This is a genomic window from Angustibacter peucedani, from assembly GCF_054779595.1.
In genome coordinates this window covers 16,420-39,402 of sequence record NZ_BAAGXY010000092.1, presented here as the reverse complement: position 1 = coordinate 39,402, position 22,983 = coordinate 16,420, and the positions used below count along the sequence as shown (strand labels likewise).

Sequence of the window (22,983 nt, the reverse complement as noted above, 5' to 3'; positions counted from 1 at the left end):
GTCCTCGCACGGTTCGGCCTACCGCGTGATCGTCACGGTCGACGCCGCCACGTTCGCAGCGGCGCTGAACGGCGAGGTGCAGCCGGGCCTGCTGCCGGCCGAGCTGCCCGACGGCCAGCCGCTCTCAGCGGCAGCCCTGGCGGAGATCAGCTGCAGCGCAGAGATGGTCCCGGTGCTGTTCGACCAGGTCGGCAATCCCCTCGACGTCGGCCGCACCCAGTACCCCTTCCCCGCCAAGCAGCGGCTCGCGATCGCCGTGAGGGACAAGCACTGCACCTTCCCCGGCTGCACCGCGCCGCCCGCGTGGTGCGACGTCCACCACACGACACCTTTCTCGCGAGGCGGAAAGACGTCGGTGTCCACCGGGACGTTGGTGTGCGGGCGCCACCACCGCCACGTCCACACCACCGGCATGACCGCCCACCTCGTCGACGGACAGATCGTCTGGTCCACCGATCCACCGGACCGGACGACCGAGGACGGCAGCACCAGCGCAGCGGTCGACGACCTCGTCCGACGGTTCCTCGCGCGGCTGCGCAGATCGAGCCCCTGACCGGGCGGATCAGTCGACACCTGCCCTGGCGACGGCCGAGGTCCGGTGGTGACGTCTCAACGGGCGATCCACGGACTCAACCGCGGCTCGTCGAGGTCGACGGCTGCCGAGCGGAGTGCCTCGTCCTCGCTGTAGGTCTTCGGATCGTAGGTCTGGTAGATCCCTGTCGCCGAGACCCCGACTCGCACCTTCCAAGGAGTGCCAAGACAGCGGGTCGGGACCTTGGCGATGATCCCCGACGGTGTGCGCGTCGCGTGGAGCCCTCGGCACGTGGTGCGACGGCCGTTGAGCCGCACCTCCAGGAACGTCTCGCACGGCACGCGCATCCTGTCGCTGACTCGGTAGACGACCCGCAGGCGATCGCCCTTGGACGTCACGATGGTGGCGATCCAATCGCTCTCCGGGCCGCTCATCGAGCGGACGGTGGTGGCGGCGCTCACCACCCATCGTTCGTGCAGGACCGTGAAATGCTCGATGTCAGCGCGTCGGCGGGTGGGATCGACCGCACGGGAGGTGGCGCCCGACGTGTCTTCGGTGATGAAGACCCCATCGCCGGTGAGGTCCCGGTGCCGGAAGGCATCCGCTCGAGCCGCGGTGGCGGAACCAGTCGCCAGCAAGAAGCCAGCGGCCGTCGCGACGGCTGCACGCAACAACATCCGACTGGTCATGCAGGAACTGTGGCACCGGTGGCGTTCTGTGCACAGACGTCTCGCGTCGGGTTGCGCTCGACGACCTCGTCCGACGCTTCCTCGCGCGGCTGCGGTGCTAGGCGGTCCAGGGGCGCTGCTCGATGCGGCCCTGCTCGCACACCGGGCCGAGCGTCCACGACGTCACGGCGTGGTCGCGCTCGTCGGGCGGGGTGACCCAGAGCCGGTGCGCCTCGGGCTGGCAGTCTCCGGACGGCGCGTCACCCTCGCCCGGCACCGCGCCCCACTGCAGCTGCGACCGGGCCGCCCCGCCTGGCCGCAGCGTCACGGTGCGCACCGGCGACGGCACCCGCTCGACGTCCGTCGCGAGCTGCTGGTCGGACGACGACACCAGCTGCATGCCGCCGTACCCGTGCAGGGTGCAGGTCTGCTCGGAGGTGTTGCGCAGCTCGAGCGTCGCGTGCCGCTGCCCGGCGCCGGGCGAGCCCGGCACGACGCGGGCGCTGACCTGCGAGGTGTGGCAGCGCTCCACGACGGGGCTGGCCGCCGGGGTCGAGCCGGTCGGGGCGGAGGAGGTGGTGCTGGTCGCAGATGCGGTCGGCGCCGTGCTGCTGGTGCCGGTGCCGGTGCCGGTGCCGGTGCTGGTGCTGGTCGTGGTGCTGCTGCTCGCGGAGTCGTCCGACCCCGACCCGCCGCAGGCGGTCAGGGCCAGCAGCGTGGTCGCGGCGAGCAGGCAGGTGCGGCGGTGCGTCATGACGGTTCCCCCGAGTCGTCGGTCGCGACGACCCGCGCGGGCCGTCCTCACCGTCCTACCAAGCCTGGCTCAGCCGCGCACGTCCCAGCGGTGGTGCTCGACGTCGTGCAGGGTGGTAGCGCGCCAGGGAGTCCACGGTGAAGACCGAGCCGTTCGAGCGCCGTCCGGGCCGGGCCCAGGTGGCGTCGTCCAGCCCGGTCAGCCGGGCGGCCACCGCCTCGGCGCCGGCCACGATCGCCGCCGCGACGTCGGGCGGCGCCTGTCCCGGGTAGTCACCTCGCGCGGCGGCCTCGTCCTGGTCCCAGTTGGCGAACTGCGGGTCGTCCTCGCCGAGCAGCTGCTCGTACCGGCCGCCGAACACCTCGTGGACGTCGCGCACGTGGCAGGCGTACTCCAGCGGCGACCACGTGGAGGGGTCCGGCCGCTCGTCGACGTCCGGGCGGCGCAACACCTCGATCCAGGCGGACGCGTTGCGGCGCAGCAGGTCCGGGACGTCGTCGCGCGAGATCGCCGGCGCGTCGAAGCGGCACTCGGGGCACGGGCGCTCGAGCACCCAGGTCCAGTCCTTGGTGTCCGGTGCGATCGGCATGGGCACAATGGTGCCGTGCCCGACCCCAGCGCGACGTCCCCGTTGGCCGCCGACCTCGCGGCGCGGCTCAAGCGCGACCGCGACGGCCTGGTGTGCGCGGTCGTGCAGCAGCACGACACCCTCGAGGTCCTCATGGTCGGCTGGATGGACGACGAGGCGCTGCACCGCACACTCACCAGCGGCCGGGTCACGTTCTGGAGCCGCAGCCGCCAGGAGTACTGGCGCAAGGGCGACACCAGCGGCCACGAGCAGCACGTCCACGGCGTGGCCCTCGACTGCGACGGCGACGCGCTGCTCGTGAGCGTCGACCAGGTCGGCCCGGCCTGCCACACCGGCACGCGCAGCTGCTTCGAGGGCCGCGACCTCGACGTCAGCGGGGCGGTCGCGTGAGCGAGGCCGTCCCCGATCTCGCCTTCGGGCGCACCTGGCCCGACCGCGACACCTTCCGCGAGCTGGCGCGCGACCGGCGGGTGATCCCCGTCGTCCGGCGGCTGCTCGCGGACGCCGAGACGCCGCTGGGCGTCTACCGCAAGCTGGCCCGCGACGAGCCGGGCACCTTCCTGCTGGAGTCGGCCGAGCACGGCGGCGTCTGGTCGCGCTACTCGATCGTCGGCGCCCGCGCCTCGGCGACGCTGACCGAGGTCGAGGGCGAGGCGTACTGGATCGGCCAGCCGCCGGTGGGGGTCCCGACGTCCGGTGACCCCACGGTCGCCCTGCGCGACACCGTCGCCGCGCTGCGCACGCCCGCGCTCGACGGCCTGCCGCCGCTCACCGGCGGCCTGGTGGGGGCCATGACGTACGACGTCGTGCGGCGCTGGGAGCGGCTGCCCGACGACTGCGTCGACGACCTGGGTCTGCCCGAGCTGACGATGATGCTGGCGACCGACCTCGCGGTGCTCGACCACGCGGACGGCTCGCTGCTGCTGGTGGCCAACGCCGTGAACCGCGACGACACCGACGACCGGGTCGACGAGGCCTGGGCCGACGCCGTCGAGCGGCTCGACCGCATGGTGGCGCTGCTCGCAGCCCCCGCCGCCAGCACGGTCGGCGTGCCGGGCGACGAGGACCCCAAGGTCCGCACCCAGCTCTTCGAGAGCGAGTACGCCGCCATGGTCGAGCGCGCCAAGGAAGCCGTGCGCGCCGGCGACGTGTTCCAGGTCGTCCCCTCGCAGCGCTACGAGATCGACTGCCCGGCCGACGCCCTCGAGGTCTACCGGGTGCTGCGCGCGTCCAACCCCAGCCCGTACATGTACCTGCTGCGGCTGCCCACGGTCGACGGCCAGGCCTACGACGTCGTGGGCTCGAGCCCCGAGGCGCTCGTCAAGGTCGACGGCCGGCAGGTCATGACGCACCCCATCGCCGGCACCCGGCCGCGCGGCGCGACCCCCGAGCAGGACGTCGCCCACGCCGAGTCGCTGCTCGCCGACGCCAAGGAGCGGGCCGAGCACCTGATGCTGGTCGACCTCGCCCGCAACGACCTGGCCCGCGTGTGCGACGCCGGCACCGTCGAGGTGCTCGACTTCATGCAGGTCGAGCGGTACAGCCACGTCATGCATCTCGTCTCGACCGTCGTGGGCCGGCTGCGCGACGACCGGACGGCGTACGACGCCCTCGTCGCGACCTTCCCCGCCGGCACGCTCAGCGGGGCCCCCAAGGTGCGGGCGATGGAGCTCATCGACGAGATGGAGACCACCCGCCGCGGCCTGTACGGCGGCACGGTCGGCTACCTCGACTTCGCCGGCGACCTCGACATGGCCATCGCGATCCGCACCGCCGTCATCCGCGACGGCACCGCCTATGTGCAGGCCGGCGGGGGAGTCGTCGCCGACTCCGACCCGGTCGCCGAGCACCAGGAGTCGGTGAACAAGTCGATGGCCGTCCTGCGCGCCGTGGCCGCGGCCAGCGGGCTGCGGCAGGTCACGTGAGGCGGCTCGCCGGCCCCGGCGGCGCCGCCCTGCTGGCACTGCTGGGCGCCGTGCTCGGCCTGCTGTCGGCCTCGCGCCCGTGGGTGCACGCGCTCGTCGACGACCCGGTGCTCGGCCGCACCACGGTGACGGCGTCCGGGCGGCAGGCCGCGCCCGTCGTCCCGGCCGTCGCCCTCGTCGCGCTCGCCGGCGGGGTCGCGCTGCTGCTCGCGCGCACGCTCGGACGCCGCGTGGCCGGCGCCCTGCTCGTGCTGGCCGGCGCCGCCGGAGCCGCGGCCACGGTCAGCACGGTCCGCTCGCCGTCCGGCGGGGTGGCCGACCTCGTCGGGCGCGCCCTCGGCACGGTCGGCACCCGCGACGCGCAGCTCGACGTCACCGCCTGGCCGTGGCTGGCCCTCGCGGGTGCGGTGTGCGTCGTCCTCGCCGGCTGCCTGGCGGTGCTGCGGGCCCGGGTGTGGGCCGCGCCGCGCACCCGCTTCGAGGCGCCGGTCGCCGGCTCCGTGGAGGCGGCCGAGGCCGCGCCGGCGGCGGCCGACCCGTGGGACGCGCTGACCCGCGGCGACGACCCGACCCGCTGAGCGACCTGCCATGATGGGGCCGCACCCCCGGCGCACCCAGGAAGGCACGGACATGAGCGAGCACGGCCACTCCAGCCACGGCAACACGGTGGCGGCCTGGACCTGCGTGGGACTGCTGATGGTCTCGGCGCTGCTGCTCTGCCTCGCCGTCGTCCTGACCTCCGTGCTCGTCGCCGTGATCGGCGGCGTCGTCGGCGTGGCGGGCCTCGTCGCCGGCAAGGTGCTCTCGCTCGCGGGCTACGGCAGCGTGACCCCGGCCGACGAGCGCGAGCCGCACGGCATCCGCTGACGCGGGAGGTCACGGCGGTCCCTGCGTGTACGGCGGCGTGCGTGCCGCCGATCCCGCTACGCTCGCGCCGGATCGTGCGTCAACCGGGCGCGCGCCGACACTAGGGGATCATCCATGACGCAGTTCCCGGGTCCTGAGGACCAGCCGGGCCAGCCGCAGTACGGCAGCGCTCCGCCGCCCGCTCCCGGCTACGGCCAGCCGGTCGGCGGTGGCACGCCGCCGCCGAACTACCTGGTGTGGGCCATCCTCACCACCATCTTCTGCTGCCTGCCGCTCGGCGTGGCCTCGATCGTCTTCGCGGCCCAGGTCAACGGCAAGTGGGCCGCCGGCGACGTCGCGGGCGCGCAGGACAGCTCGGCCAAGGCCAAGAAGTTCGCCATGTGGTCGGCCATCGTCGGCGTGATCTTCATCGTCCTGTACGTCGTCCTGCTGGTCGGCGGCGTCCTGACGCTCGGCTCGTCCTCGTCGTCCAGCTGACCTCGGGGCAGCTGACCGCGACATGAGCACCGCCACCGAGCGCGCCGCACCACCCCGCACGGGGTGGCGCGGCGCGCTCGGCCCGGTGGGTGCCGCGGCGGCCGCGGCCGCCGTCACGGCCTACGTCGGTGCCGTCGACCCGGGAACCGCGGGTCACTACCCGACCTGCCCGTTCCTGCTGCTCACCGGCGCGTACTGCCCGGGCTGCGGCTCGTTGCGCGCAATGCACGCGCTCGCGCACGGCGACGTCGCCACCGCCCTGGCCCGCAACCCGCTGACGGTCGCCTGCTCGCTCGCGCTCGTCGTGCTGTGGGCCGGCTGGCTGCGCCGCTCGCTCTCCGGCGCCCCGCGCCGGCTCGCGCCGGCGTGGGTGATCTACGCGTTCCTCGGCGTCGTGCTGGCGTTCTGGGTGCTGCGCAACCTGCCGGGCTTCGCCTTCCTCGCACCCTGATCCGGGGGGATCCGCATGACCTCGCCCACCGACCCGCAGGACACCCCGTCCGGCCCGCAGGACACGCCGGCGTACGGCCCGCCTCCCTCTGACGCCACGCCAGGTGTGCCGGCTGGCTTCGGCGCGCGCTTCGCGGCCCGGCTGGTCGACGGCCTGGTCGGCGTGGTGATCAGCTTCGTGGTCTCCGTGCCCACCGGGGCGTTCGACGCGGTGCTGCACGCGTCGAGCAGCAGCGCCGGCTTCTCGTTCGGCCGCCAGACGAGCTCGACCGCGCTGCAGGTGCTCGTGTGGGGCGTCTACGAGGTGCTGCTCGTGCACCTGCGCGGCCAGACCCTCGGGATGATGGCCCTCGGCATCGAGGTGGTCGACGACGCCACGGGCGCCCGCCCGTCAGCGGCCGCGTCCTTCCTGCGGTTCCTCGTCCTGGGCGGCAGCTACCTGCTGTGCTTCGTGCCGTTCCTGCTCGTCTGCCTGTCGCCGATGTGGGACAGCACCGGCCGCGAGCGCGGGTGGCACGACCGCGCCGCCTCGGTCCGCGTCGTCAAGGCGTGACGACGTCCGGCTGACGACGTCCGCGGTCGGCCCCGTGCGAGGCGGGCGCCGACGGCGTCCTACCATCGGGACGACGGGACCGGGCCGAGGCGACCGACGGGGGTGAGCGAGCTGAGCGTCCTGGACGACATCATCGTCGGCGTGCGCGAGGACCTCGCCGTCCGCGAGGCCCGGGTCCCCCTCGACGCCCTGCGCGAGCGGGTCGAGCGCGTGGCTCCCGCCCGCGACGCGCACGCCGCGCTCAGCACCGGCAGCGGCGTCAAGGTCATCGCCGAGGTCAAGCGGTCGAGCCCCAGCAAGGGCGCGCTCGCCGCGATCGGCGACCCGGCCGGTCTGGCCACCGACTACGCCGCGGGCGGCGCGTCCGTCATCAGCGTCCTGACCGAGCAGCGCCGGTTCGGGGGCAGCCTCGACGACCTGGACGTCGTCCGGCTGGCGGTCGACACGGCGGTGCTGCGCAAGGACTTCGTCGTCTCGAGCTACCAGCTCTGGGAGTCGCGCGCCCACGGGGCGGACGTCGTCCTGCTGATCGTCGCCGCGCTCGACCAGCCGGCCCTGGTGTCGCTGCACGAGCGCGCGACCTCGCTCGGCATGACGGTCCTGGTCGAGGTGCACGACGAGGCCGAGCTCGACCGCGCGGTCGACGCCGGCGCCCGGGTCATCGGCGTCAACGCCCGCGACCTGCGCACCCTCGAGGTCGACCGCGCGACCTTCGCCCGCCTGGCCCCGCGCATCCCGGACGGCGTCGTGCGCGTCGCGGAGTCCGGCGTCCGCGGGCCGCACGACGTGCTCGAGTACGCGCGGCACGGCGCCGACGCGGTGCTGGTCGGCGAGAGCCTGGTGACGGGCGGCTCGCCGCGCACCGCGGTGGCCGACCTGGTGGCCGCCGGCGCCCACCCGGCGCTGCGTCCCAGCCGCTGACCACCTGCGATGATCGGGGCATGACGGCGCAGCAGCACGACACCGGCCGGTTCGGGCCGTACGGCGGCCGCTACGTGCCCGAGGCGCTGGTGGCGGCGCTCGACGAGCTGGACGCCGCGTTCCACGCCGCGCTCGTCGACCCCGGCTTCGTCCGCGAGCTCGACACGTTGCACCGCACGTACTCCGGGCGCCCCAGCCTGCTGACGGAGGCGCCGCGCTTCGCCGAGCACGCCGGCGGCGCGCGCGTGCTGCTCAAGCGCGAGGACCTCAACCACACCGGGTCGCACAAGATCAACAACGTGCTCGGCCAGGCGCTGCTCACCCAGCGCATGGGCAAGACCCGGATCATCGCCGAGACCGGTGCCGGCCAGCACGGGGTGGCGTCGGCGACCGCGGCCGCTCTGATGGGCCTGGAGTGCACGGTCTACATGGGCGAGGAGGACACCCGCCGCCAGGCGCTCAACGTCGCCCGCATGCGCCTGCTCGGGGCCACGGTCGTCCCGGTCGCCACCGGCTCGCGCACCCTTAAGGACGCGATGAACGAGGCGATGCGCGACTGGGTGACCAACGTCGAGCACACGCACTACCTCATCGGCACCGTGGCCGGCCCGCACCCGTTCCCGACCATGGTGCGCGAGTTCCACCGGGTGATCGGCGACGAGGCGCGCGCCCAGGTGCTCGAGCTGGTCGGCCGCCTGCCCGACGCGGTGCTGGCCTGCGTCGGCGGCGGCTCCAACGCCATCGGCATCTTCCAGTCCTTCGTCGACGACGTCGGCGTCCGGCTGGTCGGTCTCGAGGCGGGCGGCGACGGCGTGGCGAGCGGACGGCACGCGGCGAGCATCACCGGCGGCTCGCCCGGCGTGCTGCACGGTGCCCGCTCGTACGTGCTGCAGGACGACGACGGGCAGACGGTCGAGAGCCACAGCATCTCGGCGGGCCTGGACTACCCGGGCGTCGGCCCCGAGCACGCGTGGCTGCACGACAGCGGCCGCGCCACCTACGAGCCGGTCGACGACGCCGACGCCATGGAGGCCTTCCGGCTGCTGTGCCGCACCGAGGGCATCATCCCCGCGATCGAGAGCTCGCACGCCCTGGCCGGCGCGCTGCGGCTGGGCCGCGAGCTGGGCCCGGACGCCGTGCTGCTCGTGAACCTGTCCGGCCGCGGCGACAAGGACGTCGACACCGCCGCGCGCTGGTTCGGGCTCGTCGACGGCGAGGACCTGGTGCGCGCCGAGGAGCTGAAGGCGGCCGAGCCGGTCGCGGACGCCGAGGGGAGCGGCTGGTGAGCGGGGTTTCCGCCCGGCTGGCCGCGGCCCGCGCCGAGGGCCGGGCCGCGCTGGTCGCCTACCTCCCGGTCGGCTACCCCGACGTCGAGACGTCGGTGCGGGCCATGCAGGTCATGGTGCGGGCCGGTGCGGACGTCGTCGAGGTCGGCGTGCCGTACTCGGACCCGTTGATGGACGGCCCGGTGATCCAGCACGCCGTCGACGCGGCGCTGCGCGGCGGCACGCGCACGCGCGACACGTTCACGGCGGTGCGCGCGGTCGTCGACGCGGGGGCCGAGGCGCTGGTCATGACGTACTGGAACCTCGTCGACCACCACGGCGTCGACCGGTTCGCCGACGAGCTGGTGGCCGCCGGGGGAGCCGGGCTGATCACGCCCGACCTGATCCCGGACGAAGCCGCCGAGTGGTTGGCGGCCGCCGAGCGCACCGACCTCGACCGCGTGTTCCTCGTCGCGCCCAGCTCGACCGACGCCCGGCTGCGCTCGACGCTCGACGCCTGCCGCGGGTTCGTCTACGCCGCAGCGGTCATGGGCGTCACCGGCGCGCGCGACGCGGTCGGGGAGGGGGCGCGGCGGCTGGTCGAGCGCGTGCGCGAGATCTCCGACCTGCCGGTCTGCGTCGGGCTCGGCGTCTCGACCGGCGCGCAGGCGGCCGAGGTGGCGCAGTTCGCCGACGGCGTCATCGTGGGTTCGGCGCTCGTGCGCTGCCTGGTCGACGCACCGGACGTCGAGACCGGGCTGGCCGACCTCGAGCGGCTGACCGCCGAGCTGGCCGACGGCGTCCGCTCCGCGTCGTCGGGGGCGTCCGCGTCGTCGGGGGCGTCCGCGCGGCAGGTGCGCGCGTGAGGGCGTTCCCGGCGCTGATCCCCAGCCCCGCGCAGGGCGTCTGGCACCTCGGGCCCCTCCCGGTGCGCGCGTACGCGCTGTGCATCCTGGTCGGCATCGTGCTCGCCGTGGCGATCGCCACCAGGCGCTGGGCCGCGCGCAGCGGCCGTGACGGAGCGGTGCTCGACATCTCGGCCTGGGCGGTGCCCTTCGGCATCGTGGGCGCTCGGGTCTACCACGTGGCCACCACGTGGCAGCCGTACTTCGGCGAGGGCGGCCACCCGCTCGACGCGCTCAAGATCTGGAACGGTGGCCTCGGCATCTGGGGCGCCGTCGCCGGCGGGGCGCTGGGCGCCTACGTCGCCTGCCGCCGCATGGACGTGTCGTTCCTCACCTTCGCGGACGCCGCCGCGCCAGGTGTCGCGGTCGCCCAGGCCGCCGGACGGGTCGGCAACTACTTCAACAACGAGATCTACGGCGGCCGCACGGACCTGCCGTGGGGCCTGCAGGTGCACGCGTGGGACACCGCCGCCGGCCAGGCGGTGCGCGACGCCTCCGGGCAGCCGGTGCTGCTGCCCGGCCTCTACCACCCGACGTTCTTGTACGAGGCGCTGTGGTGCCTGCTGGTCGCGGCGGTCGTGGTGCTGCTCGACCGCCGCCACCGGCTCGACCACGGCCGCTCGTTCGCGCTCTACGTGATGCTCTACACCGCCGGCCGGCTCTACATCGAGACGCTGCGCTCGGACTCCGCCAACCTGGTGCTCGGCCACCGGCTCAACGAGTGGACCAGCGTCCTGGTCTTCCTCGGCGGGCTGGTGGTGTTCCTCCTGGGCACCCGGGCTGCCCGCAGGCGATCTCACCATGTGGACGACGTTCCCGAGACGCAAGACGTGTAACCTGCCCGAAACCTCCGCTACAGTTCCCTCGTCCCTGCGGGCCAACGCCGTCCACGCAGGGTGGCCGCCGGTGATCCCGGCGGACGCATCGCACACCTGACGGGCCAGCAGTCCGGGCCCGCCCGAGTGACCAGGACGGTGAGCTCGTGAGCCTTGCCAGTTTCAGCGCGCGCCCGGCCCCGACGGGCCTGTACGACGGTCGGCACGAGCACGACGCGTGCGGCGTGGCCTTCGTCGCGACCATGCGCGGCCACGCCGGGCACGACATCGTCGAGCACGCCCTGACGGCGCTGCGCAACCTCGACCACCGCGGCGCCACCGGCGCCGACCCGACCGTCGGCGACGGCGCCGGGATCCTGACCCAGGTGCCCGACGAGTTCCTGCGCGGCAGCGTCGACTTCGACCTGCCGGCTGCCGGCGCGTACGCCGTCGGCACCGCCTTCCTGCCCCGCGAGGACGCCGCCCGCACGGCCGTCGTCGAGCGGCTGGAGCAGCTCGCGGCCGACGAGGGCCTGTCGGTCCTCGGCTGGCGCGACGTCCCGGTGACCGCCGACCTCGTGGGCGAGGTGGCGCGCGAGTGCATGCCGGTGTTCCGGCAGCTGTTCGTCGCCGCCCGCGGCAGCCGGCTGGTCGGTCTCGGCCTCGAGCGGCTGGTCTACGCGCTGCGCAAGCGCGCCGAGCACGAGCTCGACGTCTACTTCCCGTCGCTGTCGTCGCGCACCCTCGTCTACAAGGGCATGCTCACGACCGGCCAGCTCGAGCCGTTCTTCCCCGACCTGTCCGACCGCCGCTTCGCGACCGAGCTGGCGCTGGTGCACTCGCGGTTCTCCACGAACACCTTCCCGTCGTGGCCGTTGGCCCACCCGTTCCGGATGATCGCCCACAACGGCGAGATCAACACCGTGCAGGGCAACCGCAACTGGATGGCCGCGCGCGAGAGCCAGATCGCGAGCGACCTGATCCCCGGCGACATCTCGCGCCTGTTCCCGATCTGCAGCCCGCAGGCCAGCGACTCGGCGTCCTTCGACGAGGTGCTCGAGCTGCTGCACCTCGCCGGGCGCTCGCTGCCGCACGCGGTGCTGATGATGATCCCCGAGGCGTGGGAGAACCACACCGAGATGGACGCCGCGCGGCGGGCGTTCTACGAGTTCCACTCGACCTTCATGGAGCCCTGGGACGGACCGGCCTGCGTCACCTTCACCGACGGCACCCTGATCGGCGCGGTCCTCGACCGCAACGGCTTGCGCCCCGGGCGGTACTGGGTCACCGAGGACGGGCTCGTCGTCCTGGCCTCCGAGGTCGGCGTGCTCGACCTCGACCCGGCGAGCGTCGTGCAGAAGGGCCGGCTGCAGCCGGGCCGGATGTTCCTGGTCGACACCGAGCGCGGCCGGCTGGTCGGCGACGACGAGATCAAGGCCGAGCTGGCGGCGGAGCACCCGTACGGCGAGTGGCTGCACGCCGGCCTGATCCACCTCAAGGACCTGCCCGAGCGCGAGCACGTCGTCCACACGCCGGCCTCGGTCGCGCGCCGTCAGCGCACCTTCGGCTACACCGAGGAGGAGCTGCGCGTCCTGGTGACGCCCATGGCCCGCTCGGGCGCCGAGCCGATCGGCTCGATGGGCACCGACACCCCCGTTGCCGTGCTCTCGCAACGGCCGCGGCTGCTCTTCGACTACTTCACCCAGCTGTTCGCGCAGGTCACCAACCCGCCGCTCGACGCGATCCGCGAGGAGCTCGTCACCTCGCTCGGCACCGCGATCGGGCCAGAAGGCAACGCGCTGTCGGCCTCGCCGGCGCACTGCCGCCAGGTCGTGCTCCCGTTCCCGGTGATCGACAACGACGAGCTGGCCAAGATCGTCCACATCAACGCGGACGGCGACCTGCCCGGGTACGCCACCACCGTCGTCCGCGGTCTGTACGACGTCACGGGCGGAGGCGACGCGCTGCGGGCGCGGCTGCACGAGATCTTCGACGAGGTCTCGCAGGCGATCGAGGAGGGCGCGCGCTTCGTCGTGCTGTCCGACCGCGACTCCGGCCGCGACCTGGCGCCGATCCCGTCGCTGCTGCTCACCTCGGCCGTGCACCACCACCTGATCCGCGCCAAGACCCGCACCCAGGTGGGCCTGCTGGTCGAGGCGGGCGACGTCCGCGAGGTGCACCACGTGGCGCTGCTGGTCGGCTTCGGTGCCGCCGCGGTCAACCCCTACCTGGCCATGGAGTCGGCCGAGGACCTGGCGCGGCGCGGACTGCTCGGCGACGTGCGGGCCGATGCAGCGGTGCGCCACCTCATCAAGGCGCTCGGCAAGGGCGTGCTGAAGGTCATGAGCAAGATGGGCATCTCGACCGTCGCCTCCTACCGCGGCGCGCAGGTGTTCGAGGCGATCGGCCTGTCGCAGGAGCTCGTGGAGGAGTTCTTCACGGGCACGACGTCCCAGCTCGGCGGGATCGGCCTGGACGTCGTCGCCGAGGAGACCGCGCGCCGGCACGCGGGCGCGTACCCGGCCGACGGCGTCCGCGCCCCGCACCGCCGGCTCGAGGTCGGCGGCGAGTACCAGTGGCGGCGCGAGGGCGAGCCGCACCTGTTCGACCCCGAGACGGTGTTCCGGCTGCAGCACGCCACGCGGGCCCGGCGCTTCGACGTCTTCCAGCAGTACACGAGCCGGGTCGACGAGCAGTCCGAGCGGTTGATGACGCTGCGCGGGCTGCTGCAGCTGCGCGGCGACGAGGAGTCGCGAGCGATCCCGGTCGACGAGGTCGAGCCGGTGTCCGAGATCGTCAAGCGGTTCTCGACCGGCGCCATGAGCTACGGCTCGATCAGCCAGGAGGCGCACGAGACGCTGGCCGTCGCGATGAATCGGCTGGGCGGTCGCTCCAACACCGGCGAGGGCGGCGAGGAGGACGACCGGCTGCTCGACCCGGTGCGGCGCAGCGCGGTCAAGCAGGTGGCGTCCGGCCGGTTCGGCGTGACGAGCCTGTACCTCACGCACTCCGACGACATCCAGATCAAGATGGCGCAGGGCGCGAAGCCGGGGGAGGGCGGACAGCTCCCGGCGCACAAGGTCTACCCGTGGGTGGCTCGCACGCGGCACTCGACGCCCGGCGTCGGGCTGATCTCACCCCCGCCGCACCACGACATCTACTCGATCGAGGACCTCGCCCAGCTGATCCACGACCTGAAGAACGCCAACCCCTCGGCGCGCGTGCACGTCAAGCTCGTGTCCGAGGTCGGCGTGGGCACCGTCGCGGCCGGCGTCAGCAAGGCGCACGCCGACGTCGTGCTCATCTCGGGCTACGACGGCGGCACCGGGGCCTCGCCGCTGACGTCGCTGAAGCACGCCGGCGCGCCGTGGGAGCTCGGCCTGGCCGAGGCCCAGCAGACGTTGCTGCTCAACGGTCTGCGCGACCGGATCGTCGTGCAGGTCGACGGCCAGCTCAAGACCGGTCGCGACGTGGTCATCGCCGCGCTGCTGGGCGGTGAGGAGTTCGGCTTCGCGACGGCGCCGCTCATCGTGAGCGGCTGCATCATGATGCGCGTCTGCCACCTCGACACCTGTCCCGTCGGCATCGCCACCCAGAACCCCGAGCTGCGCGAGCGGTTCAGCGGCAAGCCGGAGTTCGTCGAGACCTTCTTCGAGTACGTCGCCGAGGAGGTGCGGGCGCTGCTGGCGCAGCTCGGCCTGCGCAGCCTGGACGAGGCGGTGGGCCGGGTCGACCTGCTCGACGTCCGCCGCGCCGTCCAGCACTGGAAGGCCGCCGGCCTCGACCTGGCGCCGGTGCTGGCGGCGGTCGACCTGCCGGAGGGCGCGTCCCGCCGGCGCACGACCGCCCAGGACCACGGGCTGGAGAAGGCGCTCGACCACACGCTGGTCTCGATGAGCAGCGACGCGCTCGAGCGCCAGGAGCCGGTGCGGATCACGCTGCCGGTGCGCAACGTCAACCGCACCGTCGGCACGATGCTCGGCCACGAGGTGACCAAGCGCTACCCGCAGGGTCTCGCCGACGACACCATCGACGTCACGCTGACCGGGTCGGCCGGCCAGTCGCTGGGGGCGTTCGTCCCGCGCGGCATCACGCTGCGACTGTTCGGCGACACCAACGACTACCTGGGCAAGGGGCTCAGCGGTGGTCGGATCGTCGTCCGGCCCGACCGCGACTCGGTGCTCACGGCCGAGCTCAACGTCGTGGCGGGCAACGTCGTCGCCTACGGCGCGACCGGAGGCGAGATCTTCGTCAGAGGCCTTGCGGGCGAACGCTTCTGCGTGCGCAACTCCGGTGCCACCGCAGTCGTCGAGGGCGTGGGCGACCACGCGCTGGAGTACATGACCGGCGGCACCGTCGTGGTCCTGGGCAGCACCGGCCGCAACGTCGCGGCCGGCATGTCCGGCGGCACGGCGTACGTGCTCGACCTGTCCCGCGACCGGGTCAACCCCGGAGCGCTGGCGGCGGGCGAGGTCGAGCTGGGCGACCTCACCGACGACGACTCCGAGTCGCTGCGGCAGCTCGTGTCGCGGCACCACGACGAGACCGAGTCGCCGGTGGCGAAGTCGTTGCTGGACAACTGGTCTGCGGCGCGCGAGCGCTTCACCAAGGTGCTCCCGCGCGACTACCGCATCGTGGTCGAGGTGCGCGAGAGCGCGAAGGACGAGGGGCTCGACCCCGACAGCAACGAGGTCTGGACCCGGATCACGGAGGCGTCCCATGGCTGACCCGCGCGGATTCCTCACCACCCGGGAGCGCGAGCTGCCCGCGCGCCGGCCCGTCGCGCTGCGCCTCATGGACTGGCGCGAGGTGTACGAGCAGCAGGAGGCCGGGCAGCTGCAGCGCCAGGCCGGTCGGTGCATGGACTGCGGCATCCCGTTCTGCCACCAGGGCTGCCCGCTCGGGAACCTGATCCCCGAGTGGAACGACCTGACCTGGCGGGAGGACTGGCAGGAGGCGATCGAGCGGCTGCACGCCACCAACAACTTCCCCGAGTTCACCGGTCGGCTGTGCCCGGCGCCGTGCGAGTCGGCGTGCGTCCTCGGCATCAACCAGCAGCCGGTGACGATCAAGCAGATCGAGGTCTCGATCATCGACCGCGCCTTCGAGGCCGGGGGAGTGCAGCCGCAGCCGCCGGAGCGGCTGACCGGCAAGACCGTCGCCGTGGTCGGCAGCGGACCGGCCGGTCTGGCGGTGGCGCAGCAGCTGACCCGGGCCGGCCACACGGTCGCCGTGTACGAGCGCGCCGACAAGATCGGCGGCCTGCTGCGGTACGGCATCCCCGAGTTCAAGATGGAGAAGTCGGTGCTCGACCGCCGGCTCGCCCAGATGGAGGCCGAGGGCACGCGCTTCCGGCCCGGCGTCGCGGTGGGCGACCAGATCACGGGGCAGCAGCTGCGCGACCGCTACGACGCCGTGGTGCTGGCCACCGGGTCGACGGTGCCGCGCGACCTCCCCGTGCCGGGCCGCGAGCTCGCCGGTGTGATGCAGGCGATGGAGTACCTGCCGCCGGCGAACCGGGCCGCGCTCGGCGAGGAGGCCGAGGGCCTGGTCAGCGCGGAGGGCCTGGACGTCGTCATCATCGGCGGCGGCGACACCGGCGCCGACTGCCTGGGCACCTCGCTGCGGCAGCAGCCGCGCAGCGTGACGCAGCTGGAGATCATGCCCCGGCCGCCCGAGGACCGGGCCGACGCCCACCCGTGGCCGACCTACCCGATGATCTTCCGGGTCGCGAGCGCGCACGAGGAGGGCGGCGACCGCCTCTACGCCGTCGGCACCAGCGAGCTGCTCGCGGACGACGAGGGGCGGGTGCGGGCGCTGCGGCTGCAGGAGGTCGAGCTCGTCGGCGGGCGGCCCACCCCGGTCGAGGGCACCGAGCGCGAGATCCCGGCCCAGCTGGTGCTGCTGGCCATGGGCTTCACCGGTCCCGAGCCGGACGGCGTCGTCGCCCAGCTCGGGGTCGAGCTCGACGAGCGCGGCAACGTCCGGCGCGACGGCACGTTCGCCACGACGGTGCCGGGCGTGTTCGTCGCGGGGGACGCCGGCCGCGGCCAGTCGCTGATCGTGTGGGCCATCGCCGAGGGCCGGGCCTGCGCCGCGGGCGTCGACCGCTACCTCACCGGCACCACGACCCTGCCGGCCCCGATCCGCCCGACCGACCGGCCGCTCGTGGTCTGAGGGGACGTCGTCCGGGCTCGACGTGCGATCACCGGCGTCCCGGGCGAGGGTGGGACCTCAACCGGTCGAGGGAGGTCGCAGCATGGCGAAGGTCGCGTTCCTGGTGGCAGCCGAGGGCATCGAGCAGGTCGAGCTCACCGAGCCGTGGAAGGCGGTGGAGCAGGCGGGCGCCGAGCCGGTCCTGCTGTCGCCCGAGGCGGGGTCGGTGCAGGCGTTCAACCACCTCGACAAGGCCGACACGTTCGACGTCGACGTGACGGTCGCCGACGCCGCGGTCGCCGACTACGACCTGCTGGTGCTGCCGGGAGGCGTCGCCAACCCCGACGCCCTGCGGACGGACGACGACGCCGTCGGCTTCGTGCGCGACTTCGTGGCGTCCGGCAAGCCGGTCGCGGCGATCTGCCACGCGCCGTGGACGCTGGCCGAGGCCGGGGTGCTGCAGGGTCGCCGGATGACCTCGTGGCCGAGCCTGCAGACCGACCTGCGCAACGCCGGCGCCGAGTGGGTCGACGAGGAGCTGGTGGTCGACGACACCGGTCCCGGCCGCCTGCTGACGAGCCGCAACCCGGACGACCTGCCAGCGTTCACCCGGGCGATCACGGACCTTCTCTGAGCCGTCGTCCGCAGGTCGGGCAAGCGGTTACCCCGCGCCCCGCCGAGGGATAGGGTCGGAGCCATGCGTCGCGCGAAGATCGTCTGCACCCTGGGCCCTGCCGTCTCGACGCCGGAGCAGATCCGCGCGCTCGTCGAGGCGGGCATGGACGTCGCCCGGCTCAACCTCAGCCACGGCTCCTACGCCGACCACGAGAAGGTCTACGCGATGGTGCGCGAGGCCAGCGACGCCGTGGGGCGCAGCGTCGCCGTCCTGGTCGACCTGCAGGGCCCGAAGATCCGGCTGGGCAACTTCGCGAGCGGTCCGCAGGTGCTCGAGAACGGCGACACGTTCACCATCACCACCGAGGACGTCCCCGGCGACAAGGACCTCGTCTCGACGACGTACGCGGGCCTGCCCGGCGACGTCGGTCCGGGCGACCGCATCCTCATCGACGACGGCAAGGTCGCCGTCGAGGTCACCTCCGTCGACGGCCCGCGCGTCACCACGCGCGTCGTCGAGGGCGGCACCGTCTCGAACCACAAGGGCCTGAACCTGCCCGGCGTCGCGGTGAGCGTGCCGGCGCTGTCGGACAAGGACGAGGCCGACCTGCGCTGGGGCCTGAAGCTGCGCGCCGACTTCATCGCGCTCTCGTTCGTGCGCAGCGCGGCCGACGCCGACGACGTCCGGCGGATCATGGACGAGGAGGGCGTGCTGCTGCCCGTCCTGGCCAAGATCGAGAAGCCGCAGGCGGTCGACAACCTGGCCGAGATCGTGCGCGTGTTCGACGGCATCATGGTCGCCCGCGGCGACCTGGGCGTCGAGCTGCCGCTCGAGCAGGTGCCGCTGGTGCAGAAGGTCGCGGTCGAGCTGGCCCGGCGCAACGCCAAGCCCGTCATCGTCGCGACCCAGGTGCTCGAGTCGATGATCGAGAACTCGCGGCCCACGCGCGCCGAGGCCTCCGACGCCGCGAACGCGGTGCTGGACGGCGCCGACGCCCTGATGCTGTCGGGGGAGACGAGCGTCGGCAAGCACCCGATCGAGGCCGTGCGCACCATGGCCCGCATCATCGAGAACACCGAGGACCACGGGCTCGAGCGCATCGCGCCGCTCGGCACGACGCCGCGCACCAAGGGCGGCGCCATCACGCTGGCCGCCGCCACGGTCGGGCAGCAGCTGGGCGTGAAGTACCTGGTGACCTTCACCCAGGGCGGCGACTCCGCGCGCCGCATGGCGCGGCTGCGGTCGTCGATCAAGCACCTGGTCTTCACGCCCGAGCAGATCGTCCGCTCGCAGCTCTCGCTCACGTGGGGCATCGAGACGTTCCTGACGCCGTTCGTGAAGCACACCGACGAGATGGCGCGCCAGGTCGACGAGATGCTGCTCGGCAACGGCCGGGCCGAGCGCGGTGACCTCGTCGTCATCGTGGCCGGCTCGCCCCCCGGCATCCCCGGCTCGACCAACGCGCTCCGCGTGCACCGCATCGGCGACGCCGTCGACGGCGTGGCCCCCGCCTACCGCAGCTAGCCGGTCGACGTCCGCGTCCTCACGACTTCGGACCCACGACCTCATCCAGGACGGCGACGGATGCGCGCCGGGCCACCGACACCGACCACGGGCCGTTGCGCCGGTGCGCCAACTCGAGCAGGTCCAGTGCCCACTCGCACAAGCGCAAGATGTCCTCAGAACGGTTGCTGAAGAAGTAGCGCGGGTACTCGTACCGGTGTCGTCGGCCGCCCACGGCCCGCACGGTCCAGTTGGTCACCCGACACCCGTCCGAGTGGAACAACCCCCGCAGGAAAGGACCGGGGTGCCGCTGGACGACCTCGCTCTGCCAAGCCTCCAGCACGATCGGCCGTTGGTGCTTGCGCCCTGGTCCGTGCTGCGGGAACAAGCACGGCCAGTGCTTGGAATAGCTCGTGACGTCGACGCAACCAGGCTTGGCGGTGCGGCTCACGCGGTTCGCCAGGACCGCGGCCATCGATGCCGCGCACTCGTCGACGACGCCGGGGTACCGCGCGTCACAGCTGATGCGCAGACTGAACACACCCTTGCGCAGAGCCGAGATGCAGCCGTCCCCGAGGTACAAGCCGAGCAGGTGCGCGTACGGGACGCCGTCTAGCGGATGCCGACGTGGGCAACCAGCTCGCGGTGCCGTCGCCGCCGCGTACCTCCCGCCGTCCGACTGCCAGGCGCGGAGTGTCGACCGGGAGATACCCGTCTGCCGGCTCACGCCGCTCGTCGTAGCACCGGTGCGGGCGAGCAGTGTGAGGGCAGCGGAACGGGTCTCCGGCGGGTGCATGCACGAAGCATGCTGGGGAGGTCTGACAGTGCCCCGAGTGGGACTCGAACCCACACTGGATGGATTTTGAGGCCATCGCCTCTGCCGATTGGGCTACCGGGGCCAGCCCCTGCTGGTGCGTGTAACGGCAGCGTAACCGACCGTCCGTAGACTGCGCGCATGGCCGAGACCTCCCATCCCGCCGCGCCCAGCGGACGTCGTGTCGTCGTCGCCGAGGACGAGGCGCTGATCCGCCTCGACCTGGTCGAGATGCTGCGCGAGGAGGGGTTCGACGTCGTCGGCGAGGCTGGCGACGGCGAGCAGGCCGTCCAGCTGGCGCGCGAGCACCGACCCGACCTCGTGGTGCTCGACGTCAAGATGCCGGTGATGGACGGGCTGTCGGCCGCCGAGCAGATCGGCCGCGAGAAGCTCGGTGCCACGGTGATGCTGACCGCCTTCTCGCAGACCGAGCTGGTCGAGCGCGCCCGCGACGCCGGCGCCATGGCCTACGTGGTCAAGCCGTTCACCAAGGCCGACCTGCTGCCCGCCATCGAGATCGCGGTGTCGCGCTACGCCGAGCTGCGCGCTCTCGAGCACGAGGTCGCCGACCTCGGCGAGCGCTTCGAGACCCGCAAGCGCACCGACCGCGCCAAGGGCGTGCTGATGAAGAAGCTGGGGCTCAGCGAGCCCGAGGCGTTCCGGTGGATCCAGAAGACGTCGATGGACCGCCGCATGAGCATGCGCGAGGTCGCGGACGCCGTGGTGTCCGGGATGGCCGATTAGCCCGACCGCGAACGACGTCCCGCCCCGCTGACGGTCGTCAGCAGGTCACGAGAAGGTCACGGCGTGTCGCAGGGTGCTGGGAACCACGGTGACCAGGGTCTAGGGTCGAGCCACCCCATCGGGGGACAACCCACTGGGCTGGCGCGCGCAGGCGCCAGCCCCTGGCACGGGAGGACCACGTGCGTTCCATCCTCAAGCTCGGCGTCCCGGTGGTCGCCGCGGCCCTCGCTCTGGCCGCCTGCGGCGGCACCTCCGGGGGCAACGACAACGCCTCCGGCAGCGGCGACAAGAAGTGCGACCTCAAGATCGGCTTCTTCGGCGCCCTCACGGGTGACGCGGCCAACCTGGGTCAGAACATCCAGAACGGCGCGAAGCTGGCGATCGACCAGTACAACACCGCGAACGCCGACTGCAAGGTCACCCTGGTGCCCTTCGACTCGCAGGGCGACCCGGCCCAGGCCCCCGGCCTGGCGAAGAAGGCCATCGACGACAAGGCCGTCATCGGCATCGTCGGCCCGGCCTTCTCGGGTGAGTCCAAGGCGGCCGACCCGTTGTTCAACGAGGCCGGCCTCGTGACGATCAGCGCGTCCGCCACCAACCCGGCGCTGGCCGAGAACGGCTGGAAGACCTTCTTCCGCGTGCTGGGCAACGACGCCTCGCAGGGCCCGGCGGCCGCCAAGTACATCCAGACGGTGCTGAACGCCAAGAAGGTCGTCGTCGTCGACGACGCCTCCGAGTACGGCAAGGGCCTGGCCGACCAGGTCAAGTCCGGCCTCGGCTCGTCGGTCGTCGCCACCGACACCATCCAGCAGAAGCAGACCGACTTCGGCCCGACCGTCACCAAGATCCGCAGCGCTGGCGCGGACGCGGTGTTCTTCGGCGGCTACTACGCCGAGGCCGGCCTGATCAAGAAGCAGATGTCCGACGCGGGCGTCAAGGCGACCCTGGTCGTCGGCGACGGCGTGAAGGACGACGGCTACATCACCGCGGCGGGCGCCAAGGCCGCCGAGGGCACGATCATCACCTGCCCGTGCCTGCCCCCGGACAAGGCCGGCGGCACGTTCTTCGAGGACTACAAGAAGGCCTTCAACGCCGACCCCGCCACCTACGGCGCCGAGGCGTTCGACTCCGCGACGATCCTGCTCGAGGGCATCAAGAGCGGCATCAGCGACCGGTCGAAGATGGTCGACTTCGTCAAGTCCTACGACAAGCCGGGCGTCACCAAGCAGCTGAAGTTCGACGCCAAGGGCGAGCCGGCGAACGTCAGCGTGTGGGCGTACAAGGTCGAGGGCGGCAAGATCGTCCCCGACCAGGAGATCAAGTGACCGCGACACGGTCCTGACTCGACCCTGAGTCGTCCGTCGTGATCACGGGACGCGGTCGGGAGCAGTACGCTCCCGACCGCGTCCCCGTGTCCAGCCCCTGGGAGACCGGATGAGCTACCTGCTCCACAACTTCGTCGCCCTCACGTTCTCGGCGATCGTGCTCGGCGCGGTGTACGCCCTCGTGGCCCTGGGCTACACGCTCGTGTACGGCGTGCTGCGCCTCATCAACTTCGCCCACTCCGAGGTCTGGATGTGGGGCAGCTTCGGCGCGGTCTGGGTCATGACCGCGGTCGGGGCGTCGAGCGACCACGGCCTGGTCGTCGTCATCGGGCTGCTGCTGCTCGCGCTGATCGCCGCGATGGCCGTCAGCGGCGGCGTGGCCCTCGTCGTCGAGCGCGTCGCCTACCGCCGGCTGCGGCGGGTCAACGCGCCCCCGCTGATCGCGCTCATCAGCGCCATCGGCGCCTCGTTCGTGCTGGGCGAGATCATGGGCCTGCGCGACAAGATCGTCGGGTGGGTCGGACTGCGCGACACGCTGGACGCCTACGTCCGCGGCGCGCGCGACAACACGCGCTTCCCCTCGCCGGTCGACTACTCGTCGCTGTTCAAGATCGGCGACTACCAGGTCCTCAACATCGACGTGATGATCATCGTCGCCGCCCTGGTGATGATGGTGGTGCTCGACCAGTTCATCCGCCGCTCCCGGCTCGGCCGCGGCATCCGTGCGGTCGCGCAGGACTCCGAGGCCGCGGCCCTCATGGGCGTCAACAAGGACCGCGTCGTCCAGATCACGTTCCTGCTCGGCGGCATCATGGCCGGTGCCGCCGCCCTGCTCTACCTGATGAAGTTCGGGGTGACGCGCTGGAACGCCGGCTTCCTGCTGGGTGTCAAGGCGTTCACCGCCGCCGTCCTCGGCGGCATCGGCAACGTGCGCGGGGCCCTGGTCGGCGGATTCGTCCTCGGTCTGGCCGAGAACTACGGCTCGGCCCTCGTCGGCACCCAGTGGAAGGACGTCGTCGCCTTCGTCCTGCTGGTGGCCATCCTGCTGTTCCGACCGACCGGTCTGCTCGGTGAGTCCCTGGGGAGGTCGCGCGCATGAGCGCC

General features: G+C 72.8%; 22 protein-coding genes, 1 tRNA gene and 1 pseudogene. 19 read left to right on the top strand and 5 right to left on the bottom strand.

The annotated features are described in order from the left end of the window. Positions 1-553 (top strand): HNH endonuclease signature motif containing protein (locus ACYVJ4_RS15710; protein WP_460461078.1); only part of this gene is annotated, 553 nt, incomplete at its 5' end. A gap of 56 nt (positions 554-609) precedes the next feature. On the opposite strand, the gene ACYVJ4_RS15705 is transcribed toward ACYVJ4_RS15710, so the two are convergent. The 3 genes from ACYVJ4_RS15705 to ACYVJ4_RS15695 all read right to left on the bottom strand — a co-directional run bounded on the left by ACYVJ4_RS15705 (position 610) and on the right by ACYVJ4_RS15695 (position 2,543). Then, positions 610-1,221, bottom strand: coding sequence for a hypothetical protein (locus tag ACYVJ4_RS15705; RefSeq protein ID WP_460461077.1), 612 nt, complete (start codon positions 1,219-1,221; stop codon positions 610-612). A gap of 97 nt (positions 1,222-1,318) precedes the next feature. Next, complete coding sequence (locus ACYVJ4_RS15700; RefSeq protein WP_460461076.1) at positions 1,319-1,954, bottom strand: DUF4232 domain-containing protein; 636 nt, start codon at positions 1,952-1,954, stop codon at positions 1,319-1,321. Between the two features lie 55 nt (positions 1,955-2,009). Then, positions 2,010-2,543, bottom strand: coding sequence for a DinB family protein (locus ACYVJ4_RS15695; RefSeq protein WP_460461075.1), 534 nt, complete (start codon positions 2,541-2,543; stop codon positions 2,010-2,012). Positions 2,544-2,558: 15 nt separating this feature from the next. On the opposite strand from ACYVJ4_RS15695, the gene hisI reads away from it, so the two are divergent. From hisI to pyk, 15 genes and pseudogenes are all read left to right on the top strand, one after another. Next, on the top strand, positions 2,559-2,933 hold the full coding sequence (gene hisI, locus ACYVJ4_RS15690; RefSeq protein ID WP_460461074.1) for a phosphoribosyl-AMP cyclohydrolase: 375 nt from the start codon (positions 2,559-2,561) through the stop codon (positions 2,931-2,933). Further along, positions 2,930-4,468, top strand: a complete 1,539-nt coding sequence (locus ACYVJ4_RS15685) for an anthranilate synthase component I (RefSeq protein WP_460461073.1) — start codon at positions 2,930-2,932, stop codon at positions 4,466-4,468. The genes hisI and ACYVJ4_RS15685 overlap by 4 nt, the downstream gene beginning before the upstream one ends. Further along, positions 4,465-5,046 carry a Trp biosynthesis-associated membrane protein gene (locus ACYVJ4_RS15680; RefSeq protein WP_460461072.1) on the top strand — a complete coding sequence of 194 codons (582 nt, stop codon included), beginning with the start codon at positions 4,465-4,467 and terminating at the stop codon, positions 5,044-5,046. Before ACYVJ4_RS15685 ends, ACYVJ4_RS15680 begins: the two co-directional genes overlap by 4 nt. Positions 5,047-5,098: 52 nt before the next feature. Then, a complete protein-coding gene (locus ACYVJ4_RS15675; RefSeq protein ID WP_460461071.1) occupies positions 5,099-5,335 on the top strand; it encodes an HGxxPAAW family protein in 237 nt (78 codons plus the stop codon). A 114-nt stretch (positions 5,336-5,449) separates the two neighbouring features. Further along, positions 5,450-5,812 carry a CD225/dispanin family protein gene (locus tag ACYVJ4_RS15670; protein ID WP_460461070.1) on the top strand — a complete coding sequence of 121 codons (363 nt, stop codon included), beginning with the start codon at positions 5,450-5,452 and terminating at the stop codon, positions 5,810-5,812. A 22-nt stretch (positions 5,813-5,834) separates the two neighbouring features. After that, positions 5,835-6,263: a DUF2752 domain-containing protein gene (locus ACYVJ4_RS15665; RefSeq protein ID WP_460461069.1), complete on the top strand. Its 429-nt coding sequence runs from the start codon at positions 5,835-5,837 to the stop codon at positions 6,261-6,263. A 15-nt stretch (positions 6,264-6,278) separates the two neighbouring features. After that, positions 6,279-6,815: an RDD family protein gene (locus tag ACYVJ4_RS15660; RefSeq protein ID WP_460461068.1), complete on the top strand. Its 537-nt coding sequence runs from the start codon at positions 6,279-6,281 to the stop codon at positions 6,813-6,815. Between the two features lie 111 nt (positions 6,816-6,926). Beyond that, complete coding sequence (trpC, locus tag ACYVJ4_RS15655; protein ID WP_460461082.1) at positions 6,927-7,736, top strand: indole-3-glycerol phosphate synthase TrpC; 810 nt, start codon at positions 6,927-6,929, stop codon at positions 7,734-7,736. A 20-nt stretch (positions 7,737-7,756) separates the two neighbouring features. Further along, on the top strand, positions 7,757-9,022 hold the full coding sequence (gene trpB / locus ACYVJ4_RS15650) for a tryptophan synthase subunit beta (protein WP_460461067.1): 1,266 nt from the start codon (positions 7,757-7,759) through the stop codon (positions 9,020-9,022). Continuing rightward, the gene (gene trpA, locus ACYVJ4_RS15645) at positions 9,019-9,867 is read left to right on the top strand and encodes a tryptophan synthase subunit alpha (protein ID WP_460461066.1); all 849 of its coding nucleotides are present in this window, start codon (positions 9,019-9,021) and stop codon (positions 9,865-9,867) included. The genes trpB and trpA overlap by 4 nt, the downstream gene beginning before the upstream one ends. Continuing rightward, a pseudogene (gene lgt, locus ACYVJ4_RS15640) lies at positions 9,864-10,724 on the top strand (prolipoprotein diacylglyceryl transferase); the annotation flags it as partial. The gene trpA and the pseudogene lgt, both read left to right, overlap by 4 nt. Before the next feature lie 164 nt (positions 10,725-10,888). Then, a complete protein-coding gene (gltB, locus tag ACYVJ4_RS15635; protein ID WP_460461065.1) occupies positions 10,889-15,448 on the top strand; it encodes a glutamate synthase large subunit in 4,560 nt (1,519 codons plus the stop codon). Then, on the top strand, positions 15,441-16,898 hold the full coding sequence (locus tag ACYVJ4_RS15630) for a glutamate synthase subunit beta (RefSeq protein ID WP_460461064.1): 1,458 nt from the start codon (positions 15,441-15,443) through the stop codon (positions 16,896-16,898). The genes gltB and ACYVJ4_RS15630 overlap by 8 nt, the downstream gene beginning before the upstream one ends. Before the next feature lie 82 nt (positions 16,899-16,980). Next, positions 16,981-17,511, top strand: a complete 531-nt coding sequence (locus ACYVJ4_RS15625) for a type 1 glutamine amidotransferase domain-containing protein (RefSeq protein WP_460461063.1) — start codon at positions 16,981-16,983, stop codon at positions 17,509-17,511. 63 nt (positions 17,512-17,574) lie between these two features. Next, positions 17,575-19,017: a pyruvate kinase gene (gene pyk, locus ACYVJ4_RS15620; RefSeq protein ID WP_460461062.1), complete on the top strand. Its 1,443-nt coding sequence runs from the start codon at positions 17,575-17,577 to the stop codon at positions 19,015-19,017. Between the two features lie 19 nt (positions 19,018-19,036). On the opposite strand, the gene ACYVJ4_RS15615 is transcribed toward pyk, so the two are convergent. Continuing rightward, complete coding sequence (locus ACYVJ4_RS15615; protein WP_460461061.1) at positions 19,037-19,792, bottom strand: transcriptional regulator; 756 nt, start codon at positions 19,790-19,792, stop codon at positions 19,037-19,039. Between the two features lie 29 nt (positions 19,793-19,821). Further along, positions 19,822-19,895 (bottom strand) — tRNA-Leu (locus ACYVJ4_RS15610). A 56-nt stretch (positions 19,896-19,951) separates the two neighbouring features. Between ACYVJ4_RS15610 and ACYVJ4_RS15605 the strand changes: the two genes are divergently transcribed. From ACYVJ4_RS15605 to ACYVJ4_RS15595, 3 genes are all read left to right on the top strand, one after another. Further along, positions 19,952-20,554 (top strand): ANTAR domain-containing response regulator, encoded by a 603-nt coding sequence (locus ACYVJ4_RS15605; protein WP_460461060.1) that lies wholly within the window; start codon positions 19,952-19,954, stop codon positions 20,552-20,554. 179 nt (positions 20,555-20,733) lie between these two features. Further along, the gene (locus ACYVJ4_RS15600) at positions 20,734-21,879 is read left to right on the top strand and encodes a branched-chain amino acid ABC transporter substrate-binding protein (RefSeq protein WP_460461059.1); all 1,146 of its coding nucleotides are present in this window, start codon (positions 20,734-20,736) and stop codon (positions 21,877-21,879) included. Between the two features lie 109 nt (positions 21,880-21,988). After that, entirely contained in the window at positions 21,989-22,978 is a 990-nt protein-coding gene (locus tag ACYVJ4_RS15595) for a branched-chain amino acid ABC transporter permease (protein ID WP_460461058.1), read from the top strand. Positions 22,979-22,983: the final 5 nt, after the last annotated feature.

Bases quoted from the DNA above. Each gene is read 5' to 3' on its own strand.
- ACYVJ4_RS15705 (WP_460461077.1), bottom strand. From the start codon at position 1,221: ATGACCAGTCGGATGTTGTTGCGTGCAGCCGTCGCGACGGCCGCTGGC.
- ACYVJ4_RS15700 (WP_460461076.1), bottom strand. From the start codon at position 1,954: ATGACGCACCGCCGCACCTGCCTGCTCGCCGCGACCACGCTGCTGGCC.
- ACYVJ4_RS15695 (WP_460461075.1), bottom strand. From the start codon at position 2,543: ATGCCGATCGCACCGGACACCAAGGACTGGACCTGGGTGCTCGAGCGC.
- ACYVJ4_RS15675 (WP_460461071.1), top strand. From the start codon at position 5,099: ATGAGCGAGCACGGCCACTCCAGCCACGGCAACACGGTGGCGGCCTGG.
- ACYVJ4_RS15670 (WP_460461070.1), top strand. From the start codon at position 5,450: ATGACGCAGTTCCCGGGTCCTGAGGACCAGCCGGGCCAGCCGCAGTAC.
- ACYVJ4_RS15665 (WP_460461069.1), top strand. From the start codon at position 5,835: ATGAGCACCGCCACCGAGCGCGCCGCACCACCCCGCACGGGGTGGCGC.
- ACYVJ4_RS15660 (WP_460461068.1), top strand. From the start codon at position 6,279: ATGACCTCGCCCACCGACCCGCAGGACACCCCGTCCGGCCCGCAGGAC.
- trpB (WP_460461067.1), top strand. From the start codon at position 7,757: ATGACGGCGCAGCAGCACGACACCGGCCGGTTCGGGCCGTACGGCGGC.
- ACYVJ4_RS15630 (WP_460461064.1), top strand. From the start codon at position 15,441: ATGGCTGACCCGCGCGGATTCCTCACCACCCGGGAGCGCGAGCTGCCC.
- ACYVJ4_RS15625 (WP_460461063.1), top strand. From the start codon at position 16,981: ATGGCGAAGGTCGCGTTCCTGGTGGCAGCCGAGGGCATCGAGCAGGTC.
- pyk (WP_460461062.1), top strand. From the start codon at position 17,575: ATGCGTCGCGCGAAGATCGTCTGCACCCTGGGCCCTGCCGTCTCGACG.
- ACYVJ4_RS15615 (WP_460461061.1), bottom strand. From the start codon at position 19,792: ATGCACCCGCCGGAGACCCGTTCCGCTGCCCTCACACTGCTCGCCCGC.
- ACYVJ4_RS15605 (WP_460461060.1), top strand. From the start codon at position 19,952: ATGGCCGAGACCTCCCATCCCGCCGCGCCCAGCGGACGTCGTGTCGTC.
- ACYVJ4_RS15595 (WP_460461058.1), top strand. From the start codon at position 21,989: ATGAGCTACCTGCTCCACAACTTCGTCGCCCTCACGTTCTCGGCGATC.